This is a genomic window from Streptomyces sp. NPDC059994, assembly GCF_042737755.1.
Lineage (GTDB): Bacteria > Actinomycetota > Actinomycetes > Streptomycetales > Streptomycetaceae > Streptomyces.
On record NZ_JBHWUR010000063.1, the window covers coordinates 1 to 21,414 of the forward strand.

Here is a 21,414-nt window from a genome sequence, read left to right on the forward strand (position 1 = left end):
GTTGGTTTTTGTTTAAACGCCCCGGGCCGGGACGGGGGCCCCGGCGCTTGATGCGCCGGGGCCCCGTCGTATGTCTGGGGGTGCGGCTACTTGTCGATGTCGCCGACGACGAAGAAGAGCGAGCCCAGGATGGCGACCATGTCGGCGACCAGCGTGCCCGGGAGGAGCTCGGTGAGGGCCTGGATGTTGTTGTACGAGGCCGAGCGGAGCTTGAGCCGGTACGGGGTCTTCTCGCCCTTGCTGACGAGGTAGTACCCGTTGATGCCCAGCGGGTTCTCGGTCCACGCGTAGGTGTGGCCCTCGGGGGCCTTCAGGACCTTCGGGAGGCGCTGGTTGATCGGGCCGGGCGGCAGCTCGGCGAGCCGGTCGAGGCAGGCGTCGGCGAGTTCGAGGGCGTTGTGCGTCTGCTCCAGGAGCACCTCGAAGCGGGCCAGGCAGTCGCCCTCGGTGCGGGTGACGACCCGCAGGGTGTCCTGGAGTTCGCCGTACGCGAGGTACGGCTCGTCGCGCCGCAGGTCGAAGTCGACGCCCGAGCCGCGGGCGATGGGGCCGCTGACGCCGTACGCGTGCACGGCCTCCTGGGACAGGACGCCGACGCCGCGGGTGCGGCCCCGGAAGATCTCGTTGCCGAGCACGAGCCGGTCGTACACGTCCATCCGCGAGTTGGCGGCGGCGACGGCCTCCCGGGCGCGGCCCAGCCAGCCCAGCGGGAGGTCCTCCTTGAGGCCGCCGACGCGGTTGAACATGTAGTGCATACGTCCGCCGGAGACCTCCTCCATCACGTGCTGGAGTTCCTCGCGCTCACGGAAGGCGTGGAAGATCGGGGTGATTCCGCCCAGTTCGAGGGGGTACGAGCCGAGGAACATCAAGTGGTTGAGCACGCGGTTCAGCTCGGCGAGGAGCGTGCGGGTCCAGACCGCGCGCTCCGGGACCTCCATGCCGAGCATGCGCTCGACGGCCATGACGACGCCGAGCTCGTTGGAGAAGGCGGAGAGCCAGTCGTGGCGGTTGGCGAGCATGACGATCTGGCGGTAGTCGCGCGCCTCGAAGAGCTTCTCGGCGCCGCGGTGCATATAGCCGACGACCGGTTCGGCGTGCCGGATGCGCTCGCCGTCGAGGACGAGGCGGAGGCGGAGCACGCCGTGGGTGGAGGGGTGCTGGGGGCCGATGTTGAGCACCATGTCGGTGCTCTCCGCCGCCCCGCCGATGCCGACCGTGGTCTCCGTCATGGGCGACAGTATCCCCGGCGGGGGGTGGTTTCCCCCACCCCACCCCTTCCCCAGACCCTCCGGGGGTGGGTGGGGGTAAGGGTGAGTGGGTTTCCCCGGGGGCTACGCCCCCGGACCCCTGAGCGGGGGCTCCGCCCCCTGCACCCCTGGCGGGGCTCCGCCCCTGCACCCCTGGGGGCTCCGCCCCTGCACCCCTGGGGGCTCCGCCCCTGCACCCCTGGGGGCTCCGCCCCTGCACCCCGCTAAGGGACTAGCGCCCCAGCCCCGTCCCCCCTAGGGGCGCGGGGAACTGCGCGGCCCGCCCCCACCGGCCCGCAGTCAAACACCGGGCCCAGAAGGGGGCGCGGGGAACTGCGCGGCCCGCCCCCACCGGCCCGCAGACAAAACCCCGCCCCCAGGGCCCCCGCTCGGGCCGAGCCTCGCATCCCCCTCAGGGGCGCGGGGAACTGCGCGGCCAGCCCCGACCGGCCCGCAGTCAAACACCGGGCCCAGAAGGGGCGCGGGGAACTGCGCGATCAGCCCCGACCGGCCCGCAGTCAAACACCGGGCCCAGAAGGGGCGCGGGGAACTGCGCGATCAGCCCCCACCGGCCCGCAGACAAGGACCCGCCCCCGGAGGGCCAGCCCCACCCGCCCGCAGACGTCTCCCTCACACCCGCTGCCGCAGCCACAGAAAGTCCCCCAGCCCGCCCCGAGCCACCAGCTCCGCCGCCTCCCCCGCGCGCGCCAGCGCCCGTACGTAGGCGGCCGGGTCCGTCGACGCCAGGGACAGGGGCGGGCGATCGCCCGCTACGCCCAGCCCGGCCAGGGCCTCGCGCTGAAGCAGCAGCTCCCCGGACCGGCCCGCGCACGCGTCCAGCGCCACATGGGACGTGATGTCGCACGTGCCGTCCGGGACGGGGGCCACCTCGCGGCCGCCCCGGAAGCCCGTGAGGGTTCCGTACCGCGGGCGCCCCCCGGCCACGTGCCCGTAGTCCACCGCCACCGCCAGCCCCGCGGACAACGTGCCGACCGCCCCCGCCCACGCCTCGTCCCGCGTGCGGCCGATCTCCGCCCGGTCGCCGGGCTCCCGCAGGGGCCACCACCGTTCCAGCCAGCGCGCGTCCTCGCCGGAGACGGGCGCGCCGAGGTGTTCGGTGCCGTCGGGGCGGACCAGGACCTCGCGCGGGACGGCGTCCGCGTCGGCCTCGGCCACGTCCGCCGGGACGTTGTCCAGCCACTCGTTGGCGAACAGGAGGCCCCGGACGCCGGCGGGAGGCCGAGCGAGCCACGTCACCCGCTCATCGAGCCCCGGCGGACGCGCCGCGCGCTCCACGGCGTACGCCCGTACGGGGAATCCGGCGGGCAGCGCGGCCAGTACGCCCGTGACGAGCTCCCCGCGCCCCGCGCCCATGTCGACGAACGCGACCTCGCCGCCCCCGAGCTCCTGCGCGACCTCCTCCAGGAGCCGCGCCACGGCCTGGGCGAAGAGCGGCGAGGCGTGGACGGAGGTACGGAAGTGGCCTGCGGGGCCCTCGGGGCGGAGGTAGAAGCCGCCGGGGCCGTACAGGGCCTGTTCGGTCGCCGCCCGCCAGCCGGACCAGGCCTGCGAACCCCTCGCTGTGTCGTCCCTCACCTCGTGTTTCACAGCAGAAGGCTAGGCGCCCTCCACCTTGGGGAGTACGCCCCGGCGACCCGGATCGACCCTCCGGTTGACCCTTGCACCGATCCGGCTTCCCTACGCTGGGTTACGTGCAGCTCCTCTACGACTTCATCCGCAGACACCCGACCGCGGTCGACACCCTCTGGGCGGTCTTCCTCTTCGGGATCTCCGGCATGTCGCTCGTCTCCGGCGGTACCGGCCACGGCTCGACCCCGGCGGCCCTGCTGATCGCCGTCGGACTGAGCGTCGTCGTGGCGCTGCGCCGCCGCGCACCCGAGAAGACGGTGGTGCTCGCGGCCGGAATGGGGCTGGTCCAGCTGGCGCTGAACGTCAGCCCGAACGTGTCGGACTTCGCCATGCTGGTCGCGATCTACACGGCGGCCGCCGTCGGCGAGCGCTGGGCCTCGCGGTTCGCCCTGGTGGGCTCGCTGCTCGCCGCTGTGATCGCGATGGTGCGCTGGCCCGACTACAACGGCAGCGACGGCGGCATGAGCCCTGGCCAGACCGTCTTCTTCGTCATCGTGATGACGGTCCCGTTCATCCTCGCCTGGGTCCTCGGCGACTCGATGCGCACCCGACGGGCGTACTTCGCCGAGCTGGAGGAGCGCGCCGCCCGCCTGGAGAAGGAGCGCGAGGCGCAGGCGAAGGTCGCCGTCGCCGCCGAGCGCGCCCGGATCGCCCGCGAGCTGCACGACGTCGTCGCCCACAACGTCTCGGTGATGGTGGTCCAGGCGGACGGCGCCGCGTATGTGATGGACAGCGCGCCCGACCAGGCGAAGATCGCCCTGGAGACCATCTCGATGACCGGCCGCCAGGCGCTCGCCGAGATGCGCCGCCTGCTCGGCGTGCTGCGCACGGGTGAGCACCGGGAGGCGGGGGAGTATGTGCCGCAGCCGGACGTCGAGCAGATCGAGGAGCTGGTCGAGCAGGTGCGTACGGCCGGGCTCACCGTGGACTTCAAGATCGAGGGCACCCCGCGCCCGCTGCCCAGTGGTGTCGAGCTCACGGCGTACCGGATCGTGCAGGAGGCGCTCACCAACACGCGCAAGCACGGCGGCCCGGAGGCGGGCGCCAGCGTCCGCCTGGTCTACTTCGACGACGGGCTCGGCCTGCTGGTCGAGGACGACGGGCGCGGGGCGGCGCACGAGATGTACGAGGACGGCGGCGCCGACGGCCGGGGGCACGGTCTGATCGGCATGCGCGAGCGCGTCGGCATGGTGGGCGGCACCCTGGACGCGGGGCCGCGGCCGGGCGGCGGCTTCCGCATCAGCGCCCTGCTGCCGCTGAAGCCCGCCCACTAGTTCCCGTACGCGCACTAGTTTTCCCGTACGCCCGAATTTCTCGTACGTCGTGATGGAGAGGGACCCGATGACGATCCGCGTGATGCTCGTCGACGACCAGGTGCTGCTGCGCACCGGCTTCCGGATGGTGCTCGCCGCCCAGCCGGACATGGAGGTCGTCGCGGAGGCGGGCGACGGCGCGGAGGCGATCGAGACCCTCCGCGCGACCGCCGTGGACGTGGTGCTGATGGACGTGCGCATGCCGCGGCTCGACGGGGTGGAGGCGACGCGTCGGATCTGCTCGGCCGAGACGCCCCCCAAGGTGCTGATCCTGACCACCTTCGACCTGGACGAGTACGCGTTCTCCGGTCTGAAGGCGGGCGCCAGCGGCTTCATGCTGAAGGACGTGCCGCCGGGCGAACTGCTGGCCGCCATCCGTTCGGTGCACAGCGGTGACGCGGTCGTCGCGCCGTCCACCACCCGGCGCCTGCTCGACCGGTTCGCCCCGATGCTGCCGACGACCGGCAAGGAGAAGGGACCCGGCGGCGCCATGGACAGGCTGACCGAGCGCGAGCGCGAGGTCATGCTGCTGGTCGCGCAGGGCCTCTCGAATGGCGAGATCGCGGCGCGTCTGGTCCTCTCGGAGGCCACCGTGAAGACCCATGTCGGCCGGATCCTGACGAAGCTGGGGCTGCGGGACCGGGTCCAGGTGGTCGTCCTCGCGTACGAGTCGGGGCTGGTGCGGGCCGGAGGGCTCTGAGCCGTCCGCTCTCGTGGCCCCGTACGGTCCTCAGCGGCCCGTACGTCCTCAGTCGCCGCGCAGGACCAGTGCGAGCAGCCCCGGGAAGCGCTCGTCGAACTCCTCGCGGCGCAGGCGGTTGACCCGCTTGGACCCGTCGTCGCGCTGCTCGACAAGACCGGCCGCGCGCAGCACCGAGAAGTGGTGGCTCAGCGCCGCCTTGCGTACGGGCACGTCGAACGAGCCGCAGCTGCGCGTCCACTCCTGGGACTCGGCGAGCTCGCGCACGAGCTGGAGGCGGACCGGGTCGCCGAGGGCGTCCAGGGCCGTGATCAGGGGGACCTTGTCGGGGTGGGTGTGTTCGGGTGCCGCGCGATGGGTCATCGGTGTCCTTCCTCCTGGCCGGGCCCGGCGAGGCGCTCTTGCCGAGTGTTCGATGTGGGTCGTACACTCCTGAGTGTTCGACATTCATTGAACACTTTAGGTGCCGAGGGGGACTCACGTCATGCGTGCGATTCAGGTCAGCGAGCTGGGCGGTCCGGAAGTACTTCGGCTGGTGGAGACCGAGGTGCCCAGGCCCGGTCCCGGCGAGGTCGCCATCGACGTCGCCTACGCCGGGGTCAACTTCGCCGAGGTGAAGGCCCGTTCGGAGGGCTACCGGGTGCGGTCCCTGCCGTTCGTGCCGGGCCTTGAGGTCTCCGGGCGCGTACGGGAGCTCGGCGCGGGCGTCGAAGGGCTCGTCGTCGGCCAGGAGGTCGCGGCGATGGCCGAGGGCGGCGGCTACGCGGACGTCGCCGTCGTCGCGGCCGCCGCCGTCTTCCCGGTGCCCGGGGGCGTCGGCCTGCGCACCGCCGCCACGCTCCCCACGGTCCTGCCCACCGCGCACGCCCTCGTCCACGAGGTGGGGCGGCTGCAGCCCGGCGAGAGCGTCCTGGTCCAGGGCGCGGCGGGCGGCGTCGGCACGGTCGTGGGGCAGATCGCCCGGCTCGCGGGCGCGGGCGCCGTCTACGGCGTGGTGTCCAGCGAGGCCAAGGCCGCGTACGCGCGCGAGCACGGGTACGACGACGCGTTCCTCACCGGCTCCTTCGCCCAGGATGTGCGCCGGGCGACCGGCGGCCGGGGCGTGGACCTCGTCCTTGACCCGGTCGGCGGCGAGACGCTGCGTCAGGGGCTGGACGCGCTGACCCTGTTCGGGCGGCTCGTCTCGTACGGGAACGCGGGTGGCGGGGAGCCGTGGCGCGTCGGGCAGCCCGAGCTCTACCCGGGTGCCCGCTCGGTCGCGGGCTTCTCCATCCTGGGCCTGGCGGCCGGCGCCCCGGACGCGCTGCGCGAGCTGGCCGGACGTTCGTTCGCCCTCGCGGCGGACGGCCGGGTCGAGCTGCCGGTGACGGCCGAATTCCCCTTGGAGGATGCGGCCGAGGCGCATCGGCTGATGGAGAGCCGGGCGTCGGTGGGGAAGTTGTTGTTGCGGGTGAAGGGGTGAGTTCGCCGGGTTCGGGTCGTCCGTGGCTGGGCGCGCAGTTCCCCGCGCGCCTCCAGGCACCTGCCGGCGCAGGGGACTGGTACAGCGGCCCCCGACCCCAAGGGGCGCGGGGCTGTGACATTTCGCGGCTCCGCCGCGTGGACGCGACCGGCCCCTGCGGTCCGCAGTCGAACCAGCGACCCCACGGCCTCAGCGAAGCACCCCCTCCAAGAAGTCGCTGCCCAGCCGGGCGACCACGGCGACATCCAGCTGATGCAGTACATACCGCCCACGCCGCTGCGTCGTGAGCAGGCCCGCCTTCTTCATCACCGCGAGGTGGCGGGACACCTCCGGGGCGCTGATCCCGTACGCGTCGGCCAGCTCGCTCGTCGTGTACGCGCCCCGGGCGAGGCTGCGGCACAGCCGCATCCGCATCGGGTGCGCGACCGCCTCAAGGCGTGCCTTCACCACGTCGACGGGCGCGGCGCCGCCCAACTCGCCCGTCGGGACCGGGTACTGGACGACCGGCTGCCAGCCCGGCGCGTGCAGCGCGAACAGGTGCGGCCAGCCGAACGCGGTGGGAATGAACGTCAGTCCGGTGCCCGCCGCGCTCGTACGCCCGTGGGTCACTCGTCCTGTTCGAGGGCGACGGCGGGGGAGACCGCGGCGACCGCCTCCGCCAGGCCCTTGTGCTTCAGGAGCTCCGTCTTGTGCCGTGCGTCGGCGGCCAGTTGGACCCGGACGCGCTGCCAGGTCTCCCCGAAGAACGCGGCGTCGCAGTCCTCCAGCAGCCTGCGTATCCACGCGCGCGCCCCCGGCGGGTCGAGCAGCATCCGCTTCACGAAGGCGGCCTGGCGCGGGCCGCGCGCGGCGGCGAGGTCCAGGGCGCGGTCCCGCATCCGCGCGTCGACCAGCGGGGACGGCGTCCCCGCGTTGTAGAGGCTCGCGCAGGAGATCTCCAGCGCCGCCGCCACGTACTTCTCGTCGGCCATGCGGTCGAGGTCGTCCAGCTCCTCGGCCAGCGTCTCGCGGGGCCGCGGCGGGAGCAGGATGTCCGAGCGGGTGGACCGCCACAGGAAGTCCGCCTCGTGCAGCCGGTCGGCCAGCTCCGGCTTGAGCCCGGCCGCCGTGGTGGTGGTCCAGCCGTGCAGCCGGGCGTGGTGCGCGGGCTCGGAGAGCGCGTGCAGGGCGGCGCCCAGCTCGGCCAGCGGAGAGGGTCCGAAGACGATCCGCTCCCGCGGCAAACCCGTGATGTCGATGCACACGCTCATGCGCCCATGGTGCACCGCCCCACTGACAGCGGCCCCGTCGTTTGACGCCCCTGGTCAATCGGCGCGACGGACGGCCCGGACCGGCGCAGCCTGGATGCATGGACGCCATCCAGCAGCACATGCTCGACACCTGTCGCACGGCCCGGCTCCAGGAGCCGCCGCCCCCGCTGCCGGGCACGCACGACGTGCGCACCCTGCGCGAAATACGGGACTACCGGCGCTTCGAAGCGGTCCTCGCCGGCCGCCTCGCGGGCGGCCGGCTGCGCGCCGCCCTGGGCCGCCTCTTCGCCCCGCACCGGCCGCCGGCCTGCCGCTGAGGGGCGGGGTCAGGGGCGGGGGCGCCCGCTCACCCCTTGCTCCCCTCGCCCAGCCTCCGTACGAACTCCGCCACCGCGTCCCGTACGTCCTCCGCCGACCACCGCAGGCCCGGCTGCGCCACCGTCAGCTCCGTGCACGAGAGCCCGGGCGGGCCCGCGGGCGCCGGGAACCAGCGGCGGAAGAGGGCCACTCCGGTCTCCTCGGCCTGTCCGAGCGCGGCGTCGGACAGGGCGTCCGCCCCGTACGGCAGCCAGACGTGGAACTGGTGGGTGTGCGGGACCTCCGGGTTGATCCGGAACCATGGCACCCCCGCCTTGGTGAACCCCTCCGCCAGCGCGCCGGCCACCACGCGCGCGTGGGCGACGTACGACGGCAGCTCGGGCAGCACCCGGTCGAGCCCGACGAGCGCGGACAGGGCCGCCGGATACTGCTGGAAGACCTGGCCCCCGTAACGGTGGCGCCAGGTGCGCGCCTCCTCGATCAGGGACTCCGGACCGGCGAGCACCGCGCCCGACATGCCCTCCAGGGTCTTGTAGTACGACACGTAGACGCTGTCCGCGAGCTGCGCGATCTCCTGGAGCGGGCGGTCGAAGTGCACGGCGCACTCCCACAGCCGCGCGCCGTCGAAGTGCACCACCGCATCGCGTTCCCGCGCCGCCTCCACCACGGCGGTCAGCTCGTCCCAGGTGGGCAGGACGAACCCGGCGTCGCGCAGCGGCAGCTCCAGCATCAGCGTGCCGAACGGCTCCTCGAAGTCCCGTACCTCCTCGGCCGTGGGCAGCCGGGGCGCGGTCGTCGGGTGGACCGTGCGCAGCCCGCTCACCGCACCGAAGGCGCGCCGCTCGTGCACCTCGGGATGGGCCAGCGGGTGCAGCGCCACCGTGCTGTCGCCGGTGCGCCCGGCCCAGCAGCGCAGGGCGACCTGCTGGGCCATGGTGCCGGTCGGGAAGAAGGCGGCCGCCGGGAAACCGAGCAGGTCGGCGGTGCGCCGTTCCAGCTCGGCGACCGGCCCGTCGCCGTAGAAGTCCGGTCCCTCGGCCATGTCGTAGACCGCGCGCGCGTCGGCCGCCAGCGCCGTCAGCCGCTCGCCCATGCCCGTCTCGCCGGGCGCCCGCCACAGGGTCCGCTCCGCATTGCGCCAGGCCGCCAGTCTGCGCAGGCGCAGCTCCTGCTCGGCCCGGCCGTTCTCGTCCACCTCGTCAGTCATGATCAGATCATCGCCCACAGCCTGTGGACAACCGCGGACGTCTCGAAACCTGGGCGTAGCATGACGGGGAAATCGTCCGGTACCCCTCGCGGACTGGAACGGAAGGCCCCGCCGCGTGAACGCACAACCAGAAACCCGCCCAGCCCGCCTCACCGTCGGTGTCGTCGGTGCCGGCCGGGTCGGCCCCGCCCTCGCCGCCGCGCTGAAGCTCGCCGGGCACCGCCCGGTGGCGGTCTCCGGCGTGTCGGACGCCTCCGTGCGCCGGGCCGCCGCCCTGCTGCCGGACGTGCCCCTGGTGCCGCCCGCCGAAGTGCTGGCCGCCGCGGACCTCGTGCTGCTCACCGTCCCCGACGACGCCCTGCCGGGCCTGGTGGAGGGCCTCGCCGAGACCGGCGCGATCCGCCCCGGCCAACTGCTCGTGCACACCTCCGGGCGGTACGGGACGGACGTGCTCGCGCCCGCCACGCGCGCGGGGGCGCTGCCGCTGGCCCTGCACCCCGCGATGACGTTCACCGGGACCGGCGTCGACGTCCAGCGCCTGGCCGGGTGCTCGTTCGGCGTCACCGCGCCGGAGGAGCTGCGGCTCGCCGCGGAGGCGCTGGTCATCGAGATGGGCGGCGAGCCCGAGTGGATCGAGGAGCAGAACCGGCCGCTCTACCACGCCGCCCTCGCCCTCGGCGCGAACTACCTCGTCACCCTGGTGGCCCAGTCCATGGAGCTGCTGCGGCTGGCCGGCGTCTCCGCCCCCGACCGGATGCTCGGCCCGCTCCTGGGGGCGGCCCTCGACAACGCGCTGCGCTCCGGCGACGCGGCCCTGACCGGCCCCGTCGCGCGCGGCGACGCGGGCACGGTCGCGGCGCACATCGCCGAGCTGCGCAAGCACGCCCCCGGCACGGTCGCCGGATACCTCGCCATGGCCCGTACGACCGCCGACCGGGCGCTCGCCCACGGCCTGCTGAAGCCCGAGCTCGCCGAGGACCTGCTGGGCGTGCTCGCGGACGGAGAGAACCGATGACCCTTCTGGTCCGCACCGCCGCCGAGCTGGCCGCCCTGGAGCGCACCGGCCGCCGCGCCGTCGTCATGACCATGGGCGCCCTGCACGAGGGGCACGCCACCCTGGTGCGCACCGCGCGCGAGAGCGTCGGCCCCGGCGGCCAGGTGGTCGTCACGGTCTTCGTGAACCCGCTGCAGTTCGGCGCGGGCGAGGACCTCGACCGCTATCCGCGCACCCTGGACGCCGACATCGAACTGGCCGGGCACGCGGGCGCCGACGCCGTGTTCGCGCCCTCCGTGGACGAGGTCTACCCCGGTGGCGAGCCGCAGGTGCGCGTCACCGCGGGGCCGATGGGCGAGCGGCTCGAAGGCGCCTCCCGCCCCGGCCACTTCGACGGCATGCTCACCGTCGTCGCCAAGCTGCTCCACCTCACCGCCCCCGACCTCGCGCTGTTCGGGGAGAAGGACGCCCAGCAGCTGGCCCTGATCCGGCGCATGGCGCGCGACCTCAACTTCCCCGTGGAGATCGTCGGCGTGCCCACGGTCCGCGAGGCCGACGGGCTCGCCCTCTCCAGCCGCAACCGCTACCTCTCACAGGCCGACCGCACCACCGCGCTGGCGCTGTCTCGCGCGCTGTTCGCGGCCCGCGACCGGCTGACGGCCGAGCACGCGCTCCACGCGCGCGCCGCGGCCACCCACGCCTCCTCCGGGCGCGCCCTGGCGCTCTCCCGGATCGGCGAGGCCCGCGCGGCCGCCGACGCGTACGCGGTGGAGGCGGCGGGCCCGTCCCCCGCGGTCGTGCGCGCCGCCGCCCAGAGCGTCCTGGACGAGGCCGCCAAGGCGGAACCGCCGCTGGCCCTGGACTATCTGGCGCTGGTCGACCCGGCGACGTTCGACGAGGCCGGGGACGGCTTCGCCGGTGCGGCGGTCCTCGCGATCGCCGCGCGCGTCGGCACCACCCGCCTGATCGACAACATCCCGCTGAACTTCGGAGCCCCCGCATGACCAGGACGAACGACGGTCCGGCCCGGACCGGCATACGGCTGGACGCGCCCGCGCCCGGCTGGTCCATCGACGCGGACGTCGTGGTCGTCGGCTCGGGCGTGGCGGGCCTCACCGCGGCCCTGCGCTGCACCGCCGCCGGGCTCACCACCGTGGTGGTGACAAAGGCGCGGCTCGACGACGGCTCGACGCGCTGGGCGCAGGGCGGCATCGCGGCGGCCCTCGGCGAGGGCGACACCCCCGAACAGCACCTGGACGACACGCTGGTGGCGGGCGCGGGCCTGTGCGACGAGACCGCGGTACGCACCCTGGTCACCGAGGGCCCGGACGCGGTGCGGCGGCTGATCGCCACCGGCGCCGACTTCGACACCGACGACTCCGGCGCGATCTCGCTGACCCGCGAGGGCGGCCACCACCGCCGCCGCATCGCCCACGCGGGCGGCGACGCCACGGGCGCCGAGATCTCGCGCGCGCTGGTCGGGGCCGTCCGCGAGCAGGCCGTACGGACCATCGAGAACGCGCTCGTACTCGACCTGCTGAGGGACGACGAGGGGCGTACGGCGGGCATCACCCTGCACGTCATGGGCGAGGGCCAGCACGACGGCGTGGGGGCCGTCCACGCCCCCGCCGTGGTGCTCGCCACCGGCGGCATGGGCCAGGTCTTCTCGGCCACCACCAACCCGCCGGTCTCCACCGGCGACGGCGTCGCCCTGGCGCTGCGGGCCGGCGCCGAGATCTCCGACCTGGAGTTCGTCCAGTTCCACCCGACCGTGCTCTTCCTCGGCGCCGACTCCGAGGGCCAGCAGCCGCTGGTCTCCGAGGCGGTACGGGGAGAGGGCGCCCACCTCGTCGACGCCTCCGGCACCCGCTTCATGCTCGGGCAGCACGAGCTGGCCGAGCTGGCGCCCCGCGACATCGTGGCCAAGGCGATCACCCGCCAGATGCAGGCGCGGGGCACCGAGCACATGTACCTGGACGCACGGCACTTCGGCGCCGAGATGTGGGAGCAGCGCTTCCCCACCATCCTCGCCGCCTGCCGCGCCCACGGCATCGACCCGGTCACCGAGCCCATCCCGGTCGCCCCGGCCGCCCACTACGCCTCCGGGGGCGTCCGCACCGACCTGCACGGCCGCACCACGGTCCCGGGGCTCTACGCGTGCGGCGAGGTCGCCTGCACCGGCGTCCACGGCGCCAACCGGCTCGCCTCCAACTCCCTGCTTGAGGGCCTGGTCTTCGCCGAGCGCATCGCGGCCGACATCGCGGCGGGCGGCCACGCGCGCGTGGCGGCCCCTCAGGACGCCGCCCATCGCGTCCCCGAGTCCGCCCCCACCTCCCCGCTGCTGGCCCCCGAGGCCCGCATCCAGATCCAGCGGATCATGACCAACGGCGCGGGCGTGCTCCGCTCCGCCGACAGCCTCGCCGGGGCCGCCGCCCGCCTGGAGGAGATCCGGGCCGACGCCGACGGAGCCGGTGAGCGCAAGGCCGCCGAGCCCGGCGTGGAGGCGTGGGAGACCACCAACCTGCTGCTCGTCGCGCGCGTGCTGGTCGCCGCCGCCGCCGCCCGCGAGGAGACCCGCGGCTGCCACTGGCGCGAGGACCGGCCCGACCGGGACGACGAGGACTGGCACCGCCACCTCGTCGTACGGGTGACGCCGGACCGTACGCTCGACGTCCGCCGCACCGATTCCGCAGACTTTCCCCCGACAGTCGCCGACGCCCCCAGGGAGCCGTAACCGTGAGCACCCCCGACGAACACCGTCCCGAGCCGGTGGACGTACCGCTGATCCAGATCGGCGTCCCCGCGAGCGGAGGCGGCTGCGGCGACGACTGCGGCTGCGGCGACGAGGACGTGTACGAGTGCGGCCTCGACCCCACGCTGGCCGCGCTGCTGGCCGAGGCGGGCCTGGATCCCGTACAGGTCGAGGACATCGCGCACCTCGCCATCGAGGAGGACCTCGACGGCGGCGTGGACGTGACGACCGCCGCGACCGTCCCCGAAGACGCCGTCGCCACCGGCGACTTCACCGCGCGCGAGGCCGGCACGGTCGCGGGCCTGCGGGTCGCCGAGGCGATCCTGTCGATCGTGTGCACCGAGGAGTTCGAGGTCGAGCGGCACGTCGCGGACGGCGACCGGGTCGAGGCGGGCCAGAAGCTGCTGAGCGTCACCACGCGCACCCGCGACCTGCTCACCGGCGAGCGCAGCGCGCTCAACCTGCTGTGCCGCCTGTCCGGCATCGCGACCGCCACGCGCGCGTGGGCGGACGCCTTGGAGGGCACGCGCGCGAAGGTGCGCGACACCCGCAAGACGACGCCGGGGCTGCGCGCCCTGGAGAAGTACGCGGTGCGCTGCGGCGGCGGCGTCAACCACCGCATGTCGCTCTCCGACGCGGCGCTGGTCAAGGACAACCATGTGGTGGCCGCGGGCGGCGTCGCCGAGGCCTTCAAGGCCGTACGGGAGATGTTCCCGGAGGTGGCGATCGAGGTCGAGGTCGACACGCTCGACCAGGTCGGCGAGGTCCTGGAGGCGGGCGCCGACCTGATCCTGCTGGACAACTTCACGCCGGAGCAGACCGCGCGCGCGGTGGAGATCGTGGCCGGCCGGGCGTTCCTGGAGTCCTCGGGCCGCCTCACCCTGGAGACCGCGGCGCAGTACGCGGCGACGGGCGTCGACTACCTGGCGGTCGGCGCGCTCACCCACTCCTCGCCGATCCTCGACATCGGACTCGATCTGCGCGAGGCGGCGTAACCGATGCTGCTGACGATCGACGTAGGCAACACGCAAACGGTCCTCGGCCTCTTCGACGGCGAGGAGGTCGTCGAGCACTGGCGCATCTCCACCGACCCGCGCCGCACCGCCGACGAGATGGCGGTCCTGCTCAACGGTCTGATGGGCATGCACCCGCTGCTCGGGGCGGAGCTCGGCGACAACATCGAGGGCATCGCGATCTGCTCGACGGTGCCGTCGGTCCTGCACGAGCTGCGCGAAGTGACCCGCCGCTACTACGGCGACGTCCCTGCGGTCCTGGTCGAGCCCGGCATCAAGACCGGCGTCCCGATCCTGATGGACAACCCCAAGGAGGTCGGCGCGGACCGCATCATCAACGCGGTCGCGGCGGTCGAGCTGTACGGGGGCCCGGCGATCGTCGTCGACTTCGGCACGGCCACGACGTTCGACGCGGTGAGCGCGCGCGGCGAGTACACGGGCGGGGTGATCGCCCCCGGCATCGAGATCTCGGTCGAGGCCCTCGGGGTCAAGGGCGCCCAGCTCCGCAAGATCGAACTGGCCCGGCCGCGGGCGGTGATCGGCAAGAACACGGTCGAGGCGATGCAGGCGGGGATCGTCTACGGGTTCGCCGGACAGGTCGACGGGGTCGTGACCCGCATGGCCCGCGAGCTGGTGGGCCCGGGCGGCGACCCGTCCGACGTCACGGTGATCGCCACGGGCGGGCTGGCCCCGATGGTCCTGGGCGAGGCGCATGTGATCGACGAACACGAGCCGTGGCTGACGCTGATCGGCTTGCGCCTGGTGTACGAACGCAACATCTCCCGCATGTAGCTCCGCCCCACCCCGCCCTTCCCGCTGTGCCATGTGCGGCTCCGCCGCGTGGCCTCCGGGGGCCCGGGGGCTACGCCTCCGGGACCCCTTCCCGGGGTCTGCGGACCCTGCCCCTGGAACCCCGTGTTCGTCCGCGGGCCGTGTGTGGCTGGTCGCGCAGTTCCCCGCGCCCCTGAGGGGGATGGGGTGCGGCCACGAATGTGAGGCACCGGCGGCGGGAAATTCAGCCCCTTCGGCGCGCGAGGAGCGGGGGGCCTGGGCAGATTCAGCTCCTCCGGCGTTTGAGGAGCGGGGCAGGGCCGCAGGCCCCGCCTCTCAGGGGCGCGGGGCTGTGACATGTGCGGCTCCGCCGCGTGGGCGCGACCAGCCACAGACAGCCAGCAGACGAACGGGGGCCGGGGCGCAGCCCCAGCGGGGATATCGGGGGGCGAAGCCCCCGTGAGCGGGGTGCAAGGCCGGGGGCTCCGTGGAGGGGGCCGGGGGCGCAGCCCCCGGGAATCGAGCCTCCACCCCCACCCGGCCGCCCGCCCAGGGCTTTCGGGAAGGGGCGGGGCGGGGAATTCGACCCCCGCCCAGACACAACGCGCCCACCGCCCCCCATTAAACGGATTTTGTCCATTTAGGACGTATTGTCGGTTCATGCCCACGCCTTACGGATCCCGCGGCGGAATGGCGTTCAGCGCAGACGAGCTGCGTGTGCTCCGACGTGCCCTCGCCGTCGCCCTCCACCCTGCCCCCCTCGCGGACACGGACGTCCAGGACTGCCTGCGGCTAGCCGGCTCCGTGGACGAGGCCGTGCGCGAGGCGAACCGGCTGCGCGCCTTTCTGCTGGCCGATCTCGCCCGCTACCGCACTGCCCTGCCCGGCTCCGCCCCGGGCTATCTGGAGCTCCTCCAGGACGCCCTGGCGGCCGGTTACGCCCCGACCCCGGACGACCTGGCAGCGCTGCGCGGGCTGCGCGCGCAGCCCGTGGCCGCCGCCCTGCTCGAACGGTGCCGACGGCTGTCCGAGCACTCCGTACGGGCGCGGCTCGCCGCCGTGGCCCCGGGACCGCGCACCCGGCTCCTCGCCCTGCCCGGCGGGCGCGCCGCCGCGCAGGATCCGAAGCAGCCCCGACCCCGGCCCACGTCCGAGCCCGCCCCGCCGCAGCCCAAGGCGCCCCGCCCGGACCGGCCCATCCCGACCCCCGGCGAGGTGTTCCCGCCGCGCCGCAAGCCCCTGCCCCCGCCCGCCGCCCGCGCCGCCGGGTAGCTACTCTGGTCGGCATGGACTACGTTTCCGCGCTCGTTCCCCCCGTGGTGATGGCCGTCTTCTTCATCGGGCTCATCGTGACGATCGTCAAGAGCCAGGGCGGCCCCAACAAGGGCAAGGAGGACGCGGCCGTGGACGCCGCGCTCGCCCGCGCCGAGGCCGCACAGCAGCGGCCGACCACCGGCCAGGTCTGACCGCGAAAGGGCCTGCGGCCCCTCCCGGCCGCACGGCGCGTTTCACGCGTCAAGGGCGCGCGACCCTTATCAGGGGCGCGCGCCCTTTTTGCTGTTCACCACCGTAAATAACCAGCCATTCACGACATCTCCCACTATGGTGCAGATGTGCCTCGCCAATTGGGAGAGCTGGAAGACGCCGTCATGACGCGCGTCTGGCAGTGGAACCGTCCGGTCACCGTCCGGGAAGTACTGGAAGACCTTCAGCAGGAACGGTCCATCGCGTACACGACCGTGATGACCGTAATGGACAATCTCCATCAGAAGGGCTGGGTGCGCCGGGAAGTCGACGGACGCGCCTATCGATATACCGCGGTCTCCACCCGGGCCGCCTACGCGGCCGCACTGATGAACGAAGCGTGGTCGCAGAGTGACAACCCGGCCGCCGCACTGGTCGCCTTCTTCGGCATGATGTCGCCGGAGCAGCGCGAGTCCCTGCGCGATGCCGTACGGATGGTCGGACCGCCCGAGGACTACGCGGATCCGGCCGATCCACCACGGTCGACGGAAGCCGAGTCCCCGCAAGAGAGCGCACAACCCGCAGAACCCGCAGAACCCGATGGGACCGGAGACGGCACGGGGCGATAGCGTCCGGTCATGTCTTATGCCCCCGCAAATGCCGTCAGCGTCCGCCGGGCCAGGACCAGCGATGTCCCGGCGGTCCGCCGCCTTCTCGACGCGTACGTCGGCGCGGGGATCCTGCTCGACAAAGCGACCGTGACGCTTTACGAGGACATCCAGGAGTTCTGGGTCGCGGAACGCGACTCCGATGGACGGGTGGTCGGCTGCGGCGCGCTGCACGTGATGTGGGAAGACCTCGCCGAAGTGCGCACTCTCGCGGTGGACCGCGAGTTCAAGGGCGGCGGAGTGGGGCATCTGGTGCTCGACAAGCTGCTGCAGACCGCCCGCTGGCTCGGGATCCGCCGGGTTTTCTGTCTCACCTTCGAAGTGGACTTCTTCGCGAAGCACGGCTTCACCGAGATCGGGGAGACTCCGGTCGACACAGATGTCTACAGCGAGCTGCTGCGCTCGTATGACGAGGGTGTCGCCGAGTTCCTGGGTCTCGAACGAGTGAAGCCGAACACCTTGGGCAACAGCCGGATGCTTCTGCACCTGTGATCGCGGGAACCGGCGGAACCCGGCAGAGCCCTATGTCCGAATCGCGCACGTTTCCCGCTGTGCAAGGTCCCTGAACCTCTGCCGGGGGTTTGTGTTTTCCAGGCAAAAGCGGTTTCCTTTCCGCGTACTGCATTTTCGATGAAAGGAAATCCGGTGGCACAGAAGGTTCAGGTCCTTCTTGTCGATGACCTCGACGGCGGCGAGGCGGACGAGACCGTGACGTTCGCTCTCGACGGCAAGACCTACGAGATCGACCTCACCACCGCCAACGCGGACAAGCTGCGGGGTCTGCTCGACCCGTACACCAAGAGCGGGCGGCGCACCGGTGGCCGCGCCGCCGGCGGCCGGGGCAAGAGCCGCGCTGTCGCGACGGGCGGCCAGGACACCGCCCAGATCCGCAAGTGGGCCAAGGAGCAGGGCTACAGCGTGAACGACCGCGGACGCGTCCCGGCCGATATCCGCGAGGCCTACGAGAAGGCCAACGGCTGAGTTCCCGCGTTAGCCGACCTCTTCGCGCCGGCCCTCTCCCGGGCATGCGCGGAGCCGGTTACCGATTTCGTGGGGAACAACAGGGCCCGGTGGCATTCCGTCGCCGCCGCGTCCACCAGCCGGACGAGGTCGGGGGTGCCCCCGCCGCCCCCGTCGCCCTTCGGTCCGGCGAATCCGGTGAAAGCCGGAAGGGTTGCCTCTACCTCGCACCCCGGCTCGGGAGGCCGCAGCCACACGGCGGTCTCCCGCGAGCCGTCCCGATCGGGCGGCACGCTCCAGCCGGGCGGTACGGGAGCGGTGATCCGGCCGCCGGCGCCGATGGCCGACAGGTCCAGGGCGACCCCGCCCCACTCCAGCCAGTCGAGCAGCCCCGGCAGCTCCTCCGCGCTGCCCGCGGCCACCAGGAGCCGCATCCGGCGCCCCACGAGGGCGACAGGGCCCGTGCGTCCGTACCGTCTCAGCAGGGCGGCACCGGCGGGCGCCGGGAGGTCGAGCACGTCGAAGCGCAGCCCCGTCAGGAGCCGCACCGGCGGTCCCGCCACCACGGCCCAGCCGAGCTCCCGCTCGTACCACTGGACGAGCGGGCGGCCGAGCGGGGCGCGGGGGCAGGGCAGGAGGGCCATGTCCGGAGCAACTCCTGAAACGCCCCAGAGTTACGCAGAGTTTCCGGACGGATGCGTTCCGTAGGCACATCGGGGGCGTGCGGAAGCATTCGGCGGCGCAAGTGTGTTCGCCCGTAGCTGAGGGAACCGGGGCGCGCCGCATGGACTGTCAGTGCTTACGGGTAAGACATTCCTAGTGGGGAGGGGCGAGAAGCTCGCCGGGCCGTCTCGCGTTCGCCATCGGCGTACTGGAGACAGGGGTATCTGCTTGGCCTGCGGGAACATCGTCTCGCACCATCGAGTTGGAGCAGTTGTCGACTGTTCGGCAGCAAGTTTCCCCGCCTGGGCGGGGGTGATCGGGTCGGATGTCGGCAGTTGGAATGAGCTGTCCCGTCCCACGGGACTAGCATGCGGAAGGACAGGGAGGGGACCGACCCCTTACTGCCCGACCGCTCTGAGGAGCGATTAACGATGTTCGAGAGGTTCACCGACCGCGCGCGGCGGGTTGTCGTCCTGGCTCAGGAAGAAGCCCGGATGCTCAACCACAACTACATCGGCACCGAGCACATTCTCCTGGGCCTGATCCATGAGGGTGAGGGTGTCGCCGCTAAGGCCCTGGAGAGCCTCGGGATTTCTCTTGAGGCGGTCCGCCAGCAGGTGGAGGAGATCATCGGCCAGGGCCAGCAGGCCCCGTCCGGTCACATCCCCTTCACTCCGCGTGCCAAGAAGGTCCTGGAGCTGTCGCTCCGCGAGGCCCTCCAGCTCGGCCACAACTACATCGGCACCGAGCACATCCTGCTCGGCCTGATCCGCGAGGGCGAGGGCGTCGCCGCCCAGGTCCTCGTGAAGCTGGGCGCCGATCTCAACCGGGTCCGGCAGCAGGTCATCCAGCTGCTCTCCGGCTACCAGGGCAAGGAAGCCGCCACGGCGGGCGGCCCGGCCGAGGGCACGCCTTCGACCTCCCTCGTCCTCGACCAGTTCGGCCGGAACCTCACCCAGGCCGCTCGTGAGTCCAAGCTCGACCCGGTCATCGGGCGCGAGAAGGAGATCGAGCGGGTCATGCAGGTGCTGTCCCGCCGTACCAAGAACAACCCGGTGCTCATCGGCGAGCCCGGCGTCGGCAAGACGGCGGTCGTCGAGGGCCTGGCGCAGGCCATCGTCAAGGGCGAGGTGCCCGAGACCCTCAAGGACAAGCACCTCTACACCCTGGACCTGGGCGCGCTGGTCGCCGGCTCCCGCTACCGCGGTGACTTCGAGGAGCGACTGAAGAAGGTCCTCAAGGAGATCCGCACCCGCGGCGACATCATCCTGTTCATCGACGAGCTCCACACCCTGGTGGGTGCGGGCGCCGCCGAGGGCGCGATCGACGCCGCCAGCATCCTGAAGCCGATGCTCGCCCGCGGTGAACTCCAGACCATCGGTGCCACCACGCTCGACGAGTACCGCAAGCACCTGGAGAAGGACGCGGCCCTTGAGCGCCGCTTCCAGCCCATCCAGGTCGCCGAGCCGTCGCTGCCGCACACCATCGAGATCCTCAAGGGGCTGCGCGACCGTTACGAGGCCCACCACCGGGTCTCCATCACGGACGAGGCGCTGGTCCAGGCCGCGACGCTGGCCGACCGGTACATCTCGGACCGCTTCCTCCCGGACAAGGCGATCGACCTGATCGACGAGGCCGGCTCCCGGATGCGCATCCGCCGGATGACCGCGCCGCCGGACCTCCGCGAGTTCGACGAGAAGATCGCGGGCGTGCGCCGCGACAAGGAGTCGGCCATCGACTCCCAGGACTTCGAGAAGGCGGCCTCTCTCCGCGACAAGGAGAAGCAGCTGCTCGCCGCGAAGGCCAAGCGCGAGAAGGAGTGGAAGGCCGGCGACATGGACGTCGTCGCCGAGGTCGACGGCGAGCTCATCGCCGAGGTCCTCGCGACCGCGACCGGCATCCCCGTCTTCAAGCTGACGGAGGAGGAGTCCTCGCGTCTGCTGCGCATGGAGGACGAGCTGCACAAGCGCGTCATCGGCCAGAAGGACGCCATCAAGGCGCTCTCCCAGGCGATCCGGCGCACCCGTGCGGGTCTGAAGGACCCGAAGCGCCCCGGTGGCTCGTTCATCTTCGCCGGCCCGTCCGGCGTCGGTAAGACCGAGCTCTCCAAGACGCTCGCCGAATTCCTCTTCGGCGACGAGGACGCGCTGATCTCCCTCGACATGTCGGAGTTCAGCGAGAAGCACACGGTCTCGCGCCTCTTCGGTTCCCCGCCCGGATACGTGGGTTACGAGGAGGGCGGCCAGCTGACCGAGAAGGTCCGCCGGAAGCCGTTCTCCGTCGTCCTCTTCGACGAGGTCGAAAAGGCCCACCCGGACATCTTCAATTCCCTGCTCCAGATCCTGGAGGACGGTCGCCTGACCGACTCCCAGGGCCGGGTCGTCGACTTCAAGAACACGGTCATCATCATGACCACGAACCTCGGCACCCGGGACATCTCCAAGGGCTTCAACCTGGGCTTCGCCGCCCAGGGCGACGTCAAGTCGAACTACGACCGGATGAAGGTCAAGGTCAACGAGGAGCTGAAGCAGCACTTCCGCCCCGAGTTCCTGAACCGTGTCGACGACACGGTGGTCTTCCACCAGCTCACCGAGGAAGACATCATCCAGATCGTCGACCTCATGGTCGACAAGGTGGACGAGCGTCTGAAGGACCGCGACATGGGCATCGAGCTCAGCGCGGACGCGAAGTCGCTCCTGGCGAAGAAGGGCTACGACCCGATCATGGGTGCGCGCCCGCTGCGCCGGACGATCCAGCGCGAGATCGAGGACATCCTCTCGGAGAAGATCCTCTTCGGCGAGCTGCGCCCGGGCCACATCGTGGTCGTCGACACGGAGGGCGAGGGCGAGGCGAAGAAGTTCACCTTCCGCGGCGAGGAGAAGTCCGCGCTGCCGGACGTCCCCCCGATCGAGCAGGCGGCAGGCGGCGCCGGCCCGAACCTGAGCAAGGAGGCGTAGCCTCCGCGGGCTCGCCTTGAGGGGC

General features: G+C 72.5%; 20 protein-coding genes and 1 pseudogene. 15 read left to right on the plus strand and 6 right to left on the minus strand.

Annotated features, from left to right (window positions below):
• Positions 1-86 precede the first annotated feature (86 nt).
• Positions 87-1,229, minus strand: a complete 1,143-nt coding sequence (locus ACFWA7_RS26365; RefSeq protein WP_385547311.1) for an NADH-quinone oxidoreductase subunit D — start codon at positions 1,227-1,229, stop codon at positions 87-89.
• Between the two features lie 648 nt (positions 1,230-1,877).
• Positions 1,878-2,855 (minus strand): SAM-dependent methyltransferase, encoded by a 978-nt coding sequence (locus ACFWA7_RS26370; RefSeq protein WP_385825517.1) that lies wholly within the window; start codon positions 2,853-2,855, stop codon positions 1,878-1,880.
• A gap of 104 nt (positions 2,856-2,959) precedes the next feature.
• Here ACFWA7_RS26370 and ACFWA7_RS26375 point away from each other — a divergent pair, with 104 nt between their 5' ends.
• Positions 2,960-4,171 carry a sensor histidine kinase gene (locus ACFWA7_RS26375; protein WP_385547305.1) on the plus strand — a complete coding sequence of 404 codons (1,212 nt, stop codon included), beginning with the start codon at positions 2,960-2,962 and terminating at the stop codon, positions 4,169-4,171.
• A gap of 67 nt (positions 4,172-4,238) precedes the next feature.
• Positions 4,239-4,910, plus strand: coding sequence for a response regulator (locus ACFWA7_RS26380; RefSeq protein ID WP_385547302.1), 672 nt, complete (start codon positions 4,239-4,241; stop codon positions 4,908-4,910).
• 48 nt (positions 4,911-4,958) lie between these two features.
• Here ACFWA7_RS26380 and ACFWA7_RS26385 read toward each other — a convergent pair whose 3' ends face one another.
• Positions 4,959-5,273 carry an ArsR/SmtB family transcription factor gene (locus ACFWA7_RS26385; protein ID WP_371653989.1) on the minus strand — a complete coding sequence of 105 codons (315 nt, stop codon included), beginning with the start codon at positions 5,271-5,273 and terminating at the stop codon, positions 4,959-4,961.
• Positions 5,274-5,394: 121 nt separating this feature from the next.
• Here ACFWA7_RS26385 and ACFWA7_RS26390 point away from each other — a divergent pair, with 121 nt between their 5' ends.
• Positions 5,395-6,372 carry a zinc-binding alcohol dehydrogenase family protein gene (locus ACFWA7_RS26390; RefSeq protein WP_385547298.1) on the plus strand — a complete coding sequence of 326 codons (978 nt, stop codon included), beginning with the start codon at positions 5,395-5,397 and terminating at the stop codon, positions 6,370-6,372.
• A 189-nt stretch (positions 6,373-6,561) separates the two neighbouring features.
• On the opposite strand, the pseudogene ACFWA7_RS26395 reads toward ACFWA7_RS26390, so the two are convergent.
• Positions 6,562-7,622, minus strand: a pseudogene (locus ACFWA7_RS26395) (DUF5937 family protein).
• A 98-nt stretch (positions 7,623-7,720) separates the two neighbouring features.
• Here ACFWA7_RS26395 and ACFWA7_RS26400 point away from each other — a divergent pair.
• Positions 7,721-7,939, plus strand: a complete 219-nt coding sequence (locus ACFWA7_RS26400; RefSeq protein ID WP_385547292.1) for a hypothetical protein — start codon at positions 7,721-7,723, stop codon at positions 7,937-7,939.
• A gap of 29 nt (positions 7,940-7,968) precedes the next feature.
• On the opposite strand, the gene ACFWA7_RS26405 is transcribed toward ACFWA7_RS26400, so the two are convergent.
• Positions 7,969-9,147, minus strand: a complete 1,179-nt coding sequence (locus tag ACFWA7_RS26405) for a threonine aldolase family protein (protein WP_385547289.1) — start codon at positions 9,145-9,147, stop codon at positions 7,969-7,971.
• A gap of 115 nt (positions 9,148-9,262) precedes the next feature.
• Here ACFWA7_RS26405 and ACFWA7_RS26410 point away from each other — a divergent pair, with 115 nt between their 5' ends.
• From ACFWA7_RS26410 to ACFWA7_RS26455, 10 genes are all read left to right on the plus strand, one after another.
• Positions 9,263-10,162 (plus strand): Rossmann-like and DUF2520 domain-containing protein, encoded by a 900-nt coding sequence (locus ACFWA7_RS26410; protein ID WP_385825519.1) that lies wholly within the window; start codon positions 9,263-9,265, stop codon positions 10,160-10,162.
• Entirely contained in the window at positions 10,159-11,145 is a 987-nt protein-coding gene (gene panC / locus ACFWA7_RS26415; RefSeq protein ID WP_385825521.1) for a pantoate--beta-alanine ligase, read from the plus strand. Before ACFWA7_RS26410 ends, panC begins: the two co-directional genes overlap by 4 nt.
• Positions 11,142-12,875, plus strand: a complete 1,734-nt coding sequence (locus tag ACFWA7_RS26420; RefSeq protein ID WP_385825523.1) for an L-aspartate oxidase — start codon at positions 11,142-11,144, stop codon at positions 12,873-12,875. Before panC ends, ACFWA7_RS26420 begins: the two co-directional genes overlap by 4 nt.
• Before the next feature lie 2 nt (positions 12,876-12,877).
• Entirely contained in the window at positions 12,878-13,888 is a 1,011-nt protein-coding gene (gene nadC / locus ACFWA7_RS26425; protein WP_385547278.1) for a carboxylating nicotinate-nucleotide diphosphorylase, read from the plus strand.
• Between the two features lie 3 nt (positions 13,889-13,891).
• A complete protein-coding gene (locus ACFWA7_RS26430; RefSeq protein WP_385547275.1) occupies positions 13,892-14,698 on the plus strand; it encodes a type III pantothenate kinase in 807 nt (268 codons plus the stop codon).
• Between the two features lie 669 nt (positions 14,699-15,367).
• Positions 15,368-15,949: a hypothetical protein gene (locus tag ACFWA7_RS26435; protein ID WP_385547272.1), complete on the plus strand. Its 582-nt coding sequence runs from the start codon at positions 15,368-15,370 to the stop codon at positions 15,947-15,949.
• Between the two features lie 14 nt (positions 15,950-15,963).
• Entirely contained in the window at positions 15,964-16,143 is a 180-nt protein-coding gene (locus tag ACFWA7_RS26440; protein WP_385547269.1) for a hypothetical protein, read from the plus strand.
• A 147-nt stretch (positions 16,144-16,290) separates the two neighbouring features.
• Positions 16,291-16,770 carry a BlaI/MecI/CopY family transcriptional regulator gene (locus ACFWA7_RS26445; RefSeq protein WP_385547267.1) on the plus strand — a complete coding sequence of 160 codons (480 nt, stop codon included), beginning with the start codon at positions 16,291-16,293 and terminating at the stop codon, positions 16,768-16,770.
• A 9-nt stretch (positions 16,771-16,779) separates the two neighbouring features.
• Positions 16,780-17,301 carry an amino-acid N-acetyltransferase gene (locus ACFWA7_RS26450; protein WP_385547265.1) on the plus strand — a complete coding sequence of 174 codons (522 nt, stop codon included), beginning with the start codon at positions 16,780-16,782 and terminating at the stop codon, positions 17,299-17,301.
• Positions 17,302-17,454: 153 nt separating this feature from the next.
• Positions 17,455-17,790: an Lsr2 family protein gene (locus ACFWA7_RS26455; protein WP_371654002.1), complete on the plus strand. Its 336-nt coding sequence runs from the start codon at positions 17,455-17,457 to the stop codon at positions 17,788-17,790.
• On the opposite strand, the gene ACFWA7_RS26460 is transcribed toward ACFWA7_RS26455, so the two are convergent.
• Positions 17,769-18,413 carry an SCO3374 family protein gene (locus ACFWA7_RS26460; protein WP_385547261.1) on the minus strand — a complete coding sequence of 215 codons (645 nt, stop codon included), beginning with the start codon at positions 18,411-18,413 and terminating at the stop codon, positions 17,769-17,771. The two genes, ACFWA7_RS26455 and ACFWA7_RS26460, sit on opposite strands and share 22 nt — an antisense overlap.
• Positions 18,414-18,863: 450 nt before the next feature.
• Between ACFWA7_RS26460 and ACFWA7_RS26465 the strand changes: the two genes are divergently transcribed.
• Positions 18,864-21,389 (plus strand): ATP-dependent Clp protease ATP-binding subunit, encoded by a 2,526-nt coding sequence (locus ACFWA7_RS26465; protein ID WP_385547258.1) that lies wholly within the window; start codon positions 18,864-18,866, stop codon positions 21,387-21,389.
• Positions 21,390-21,414 lie beyond the last annotated feature (25 nt).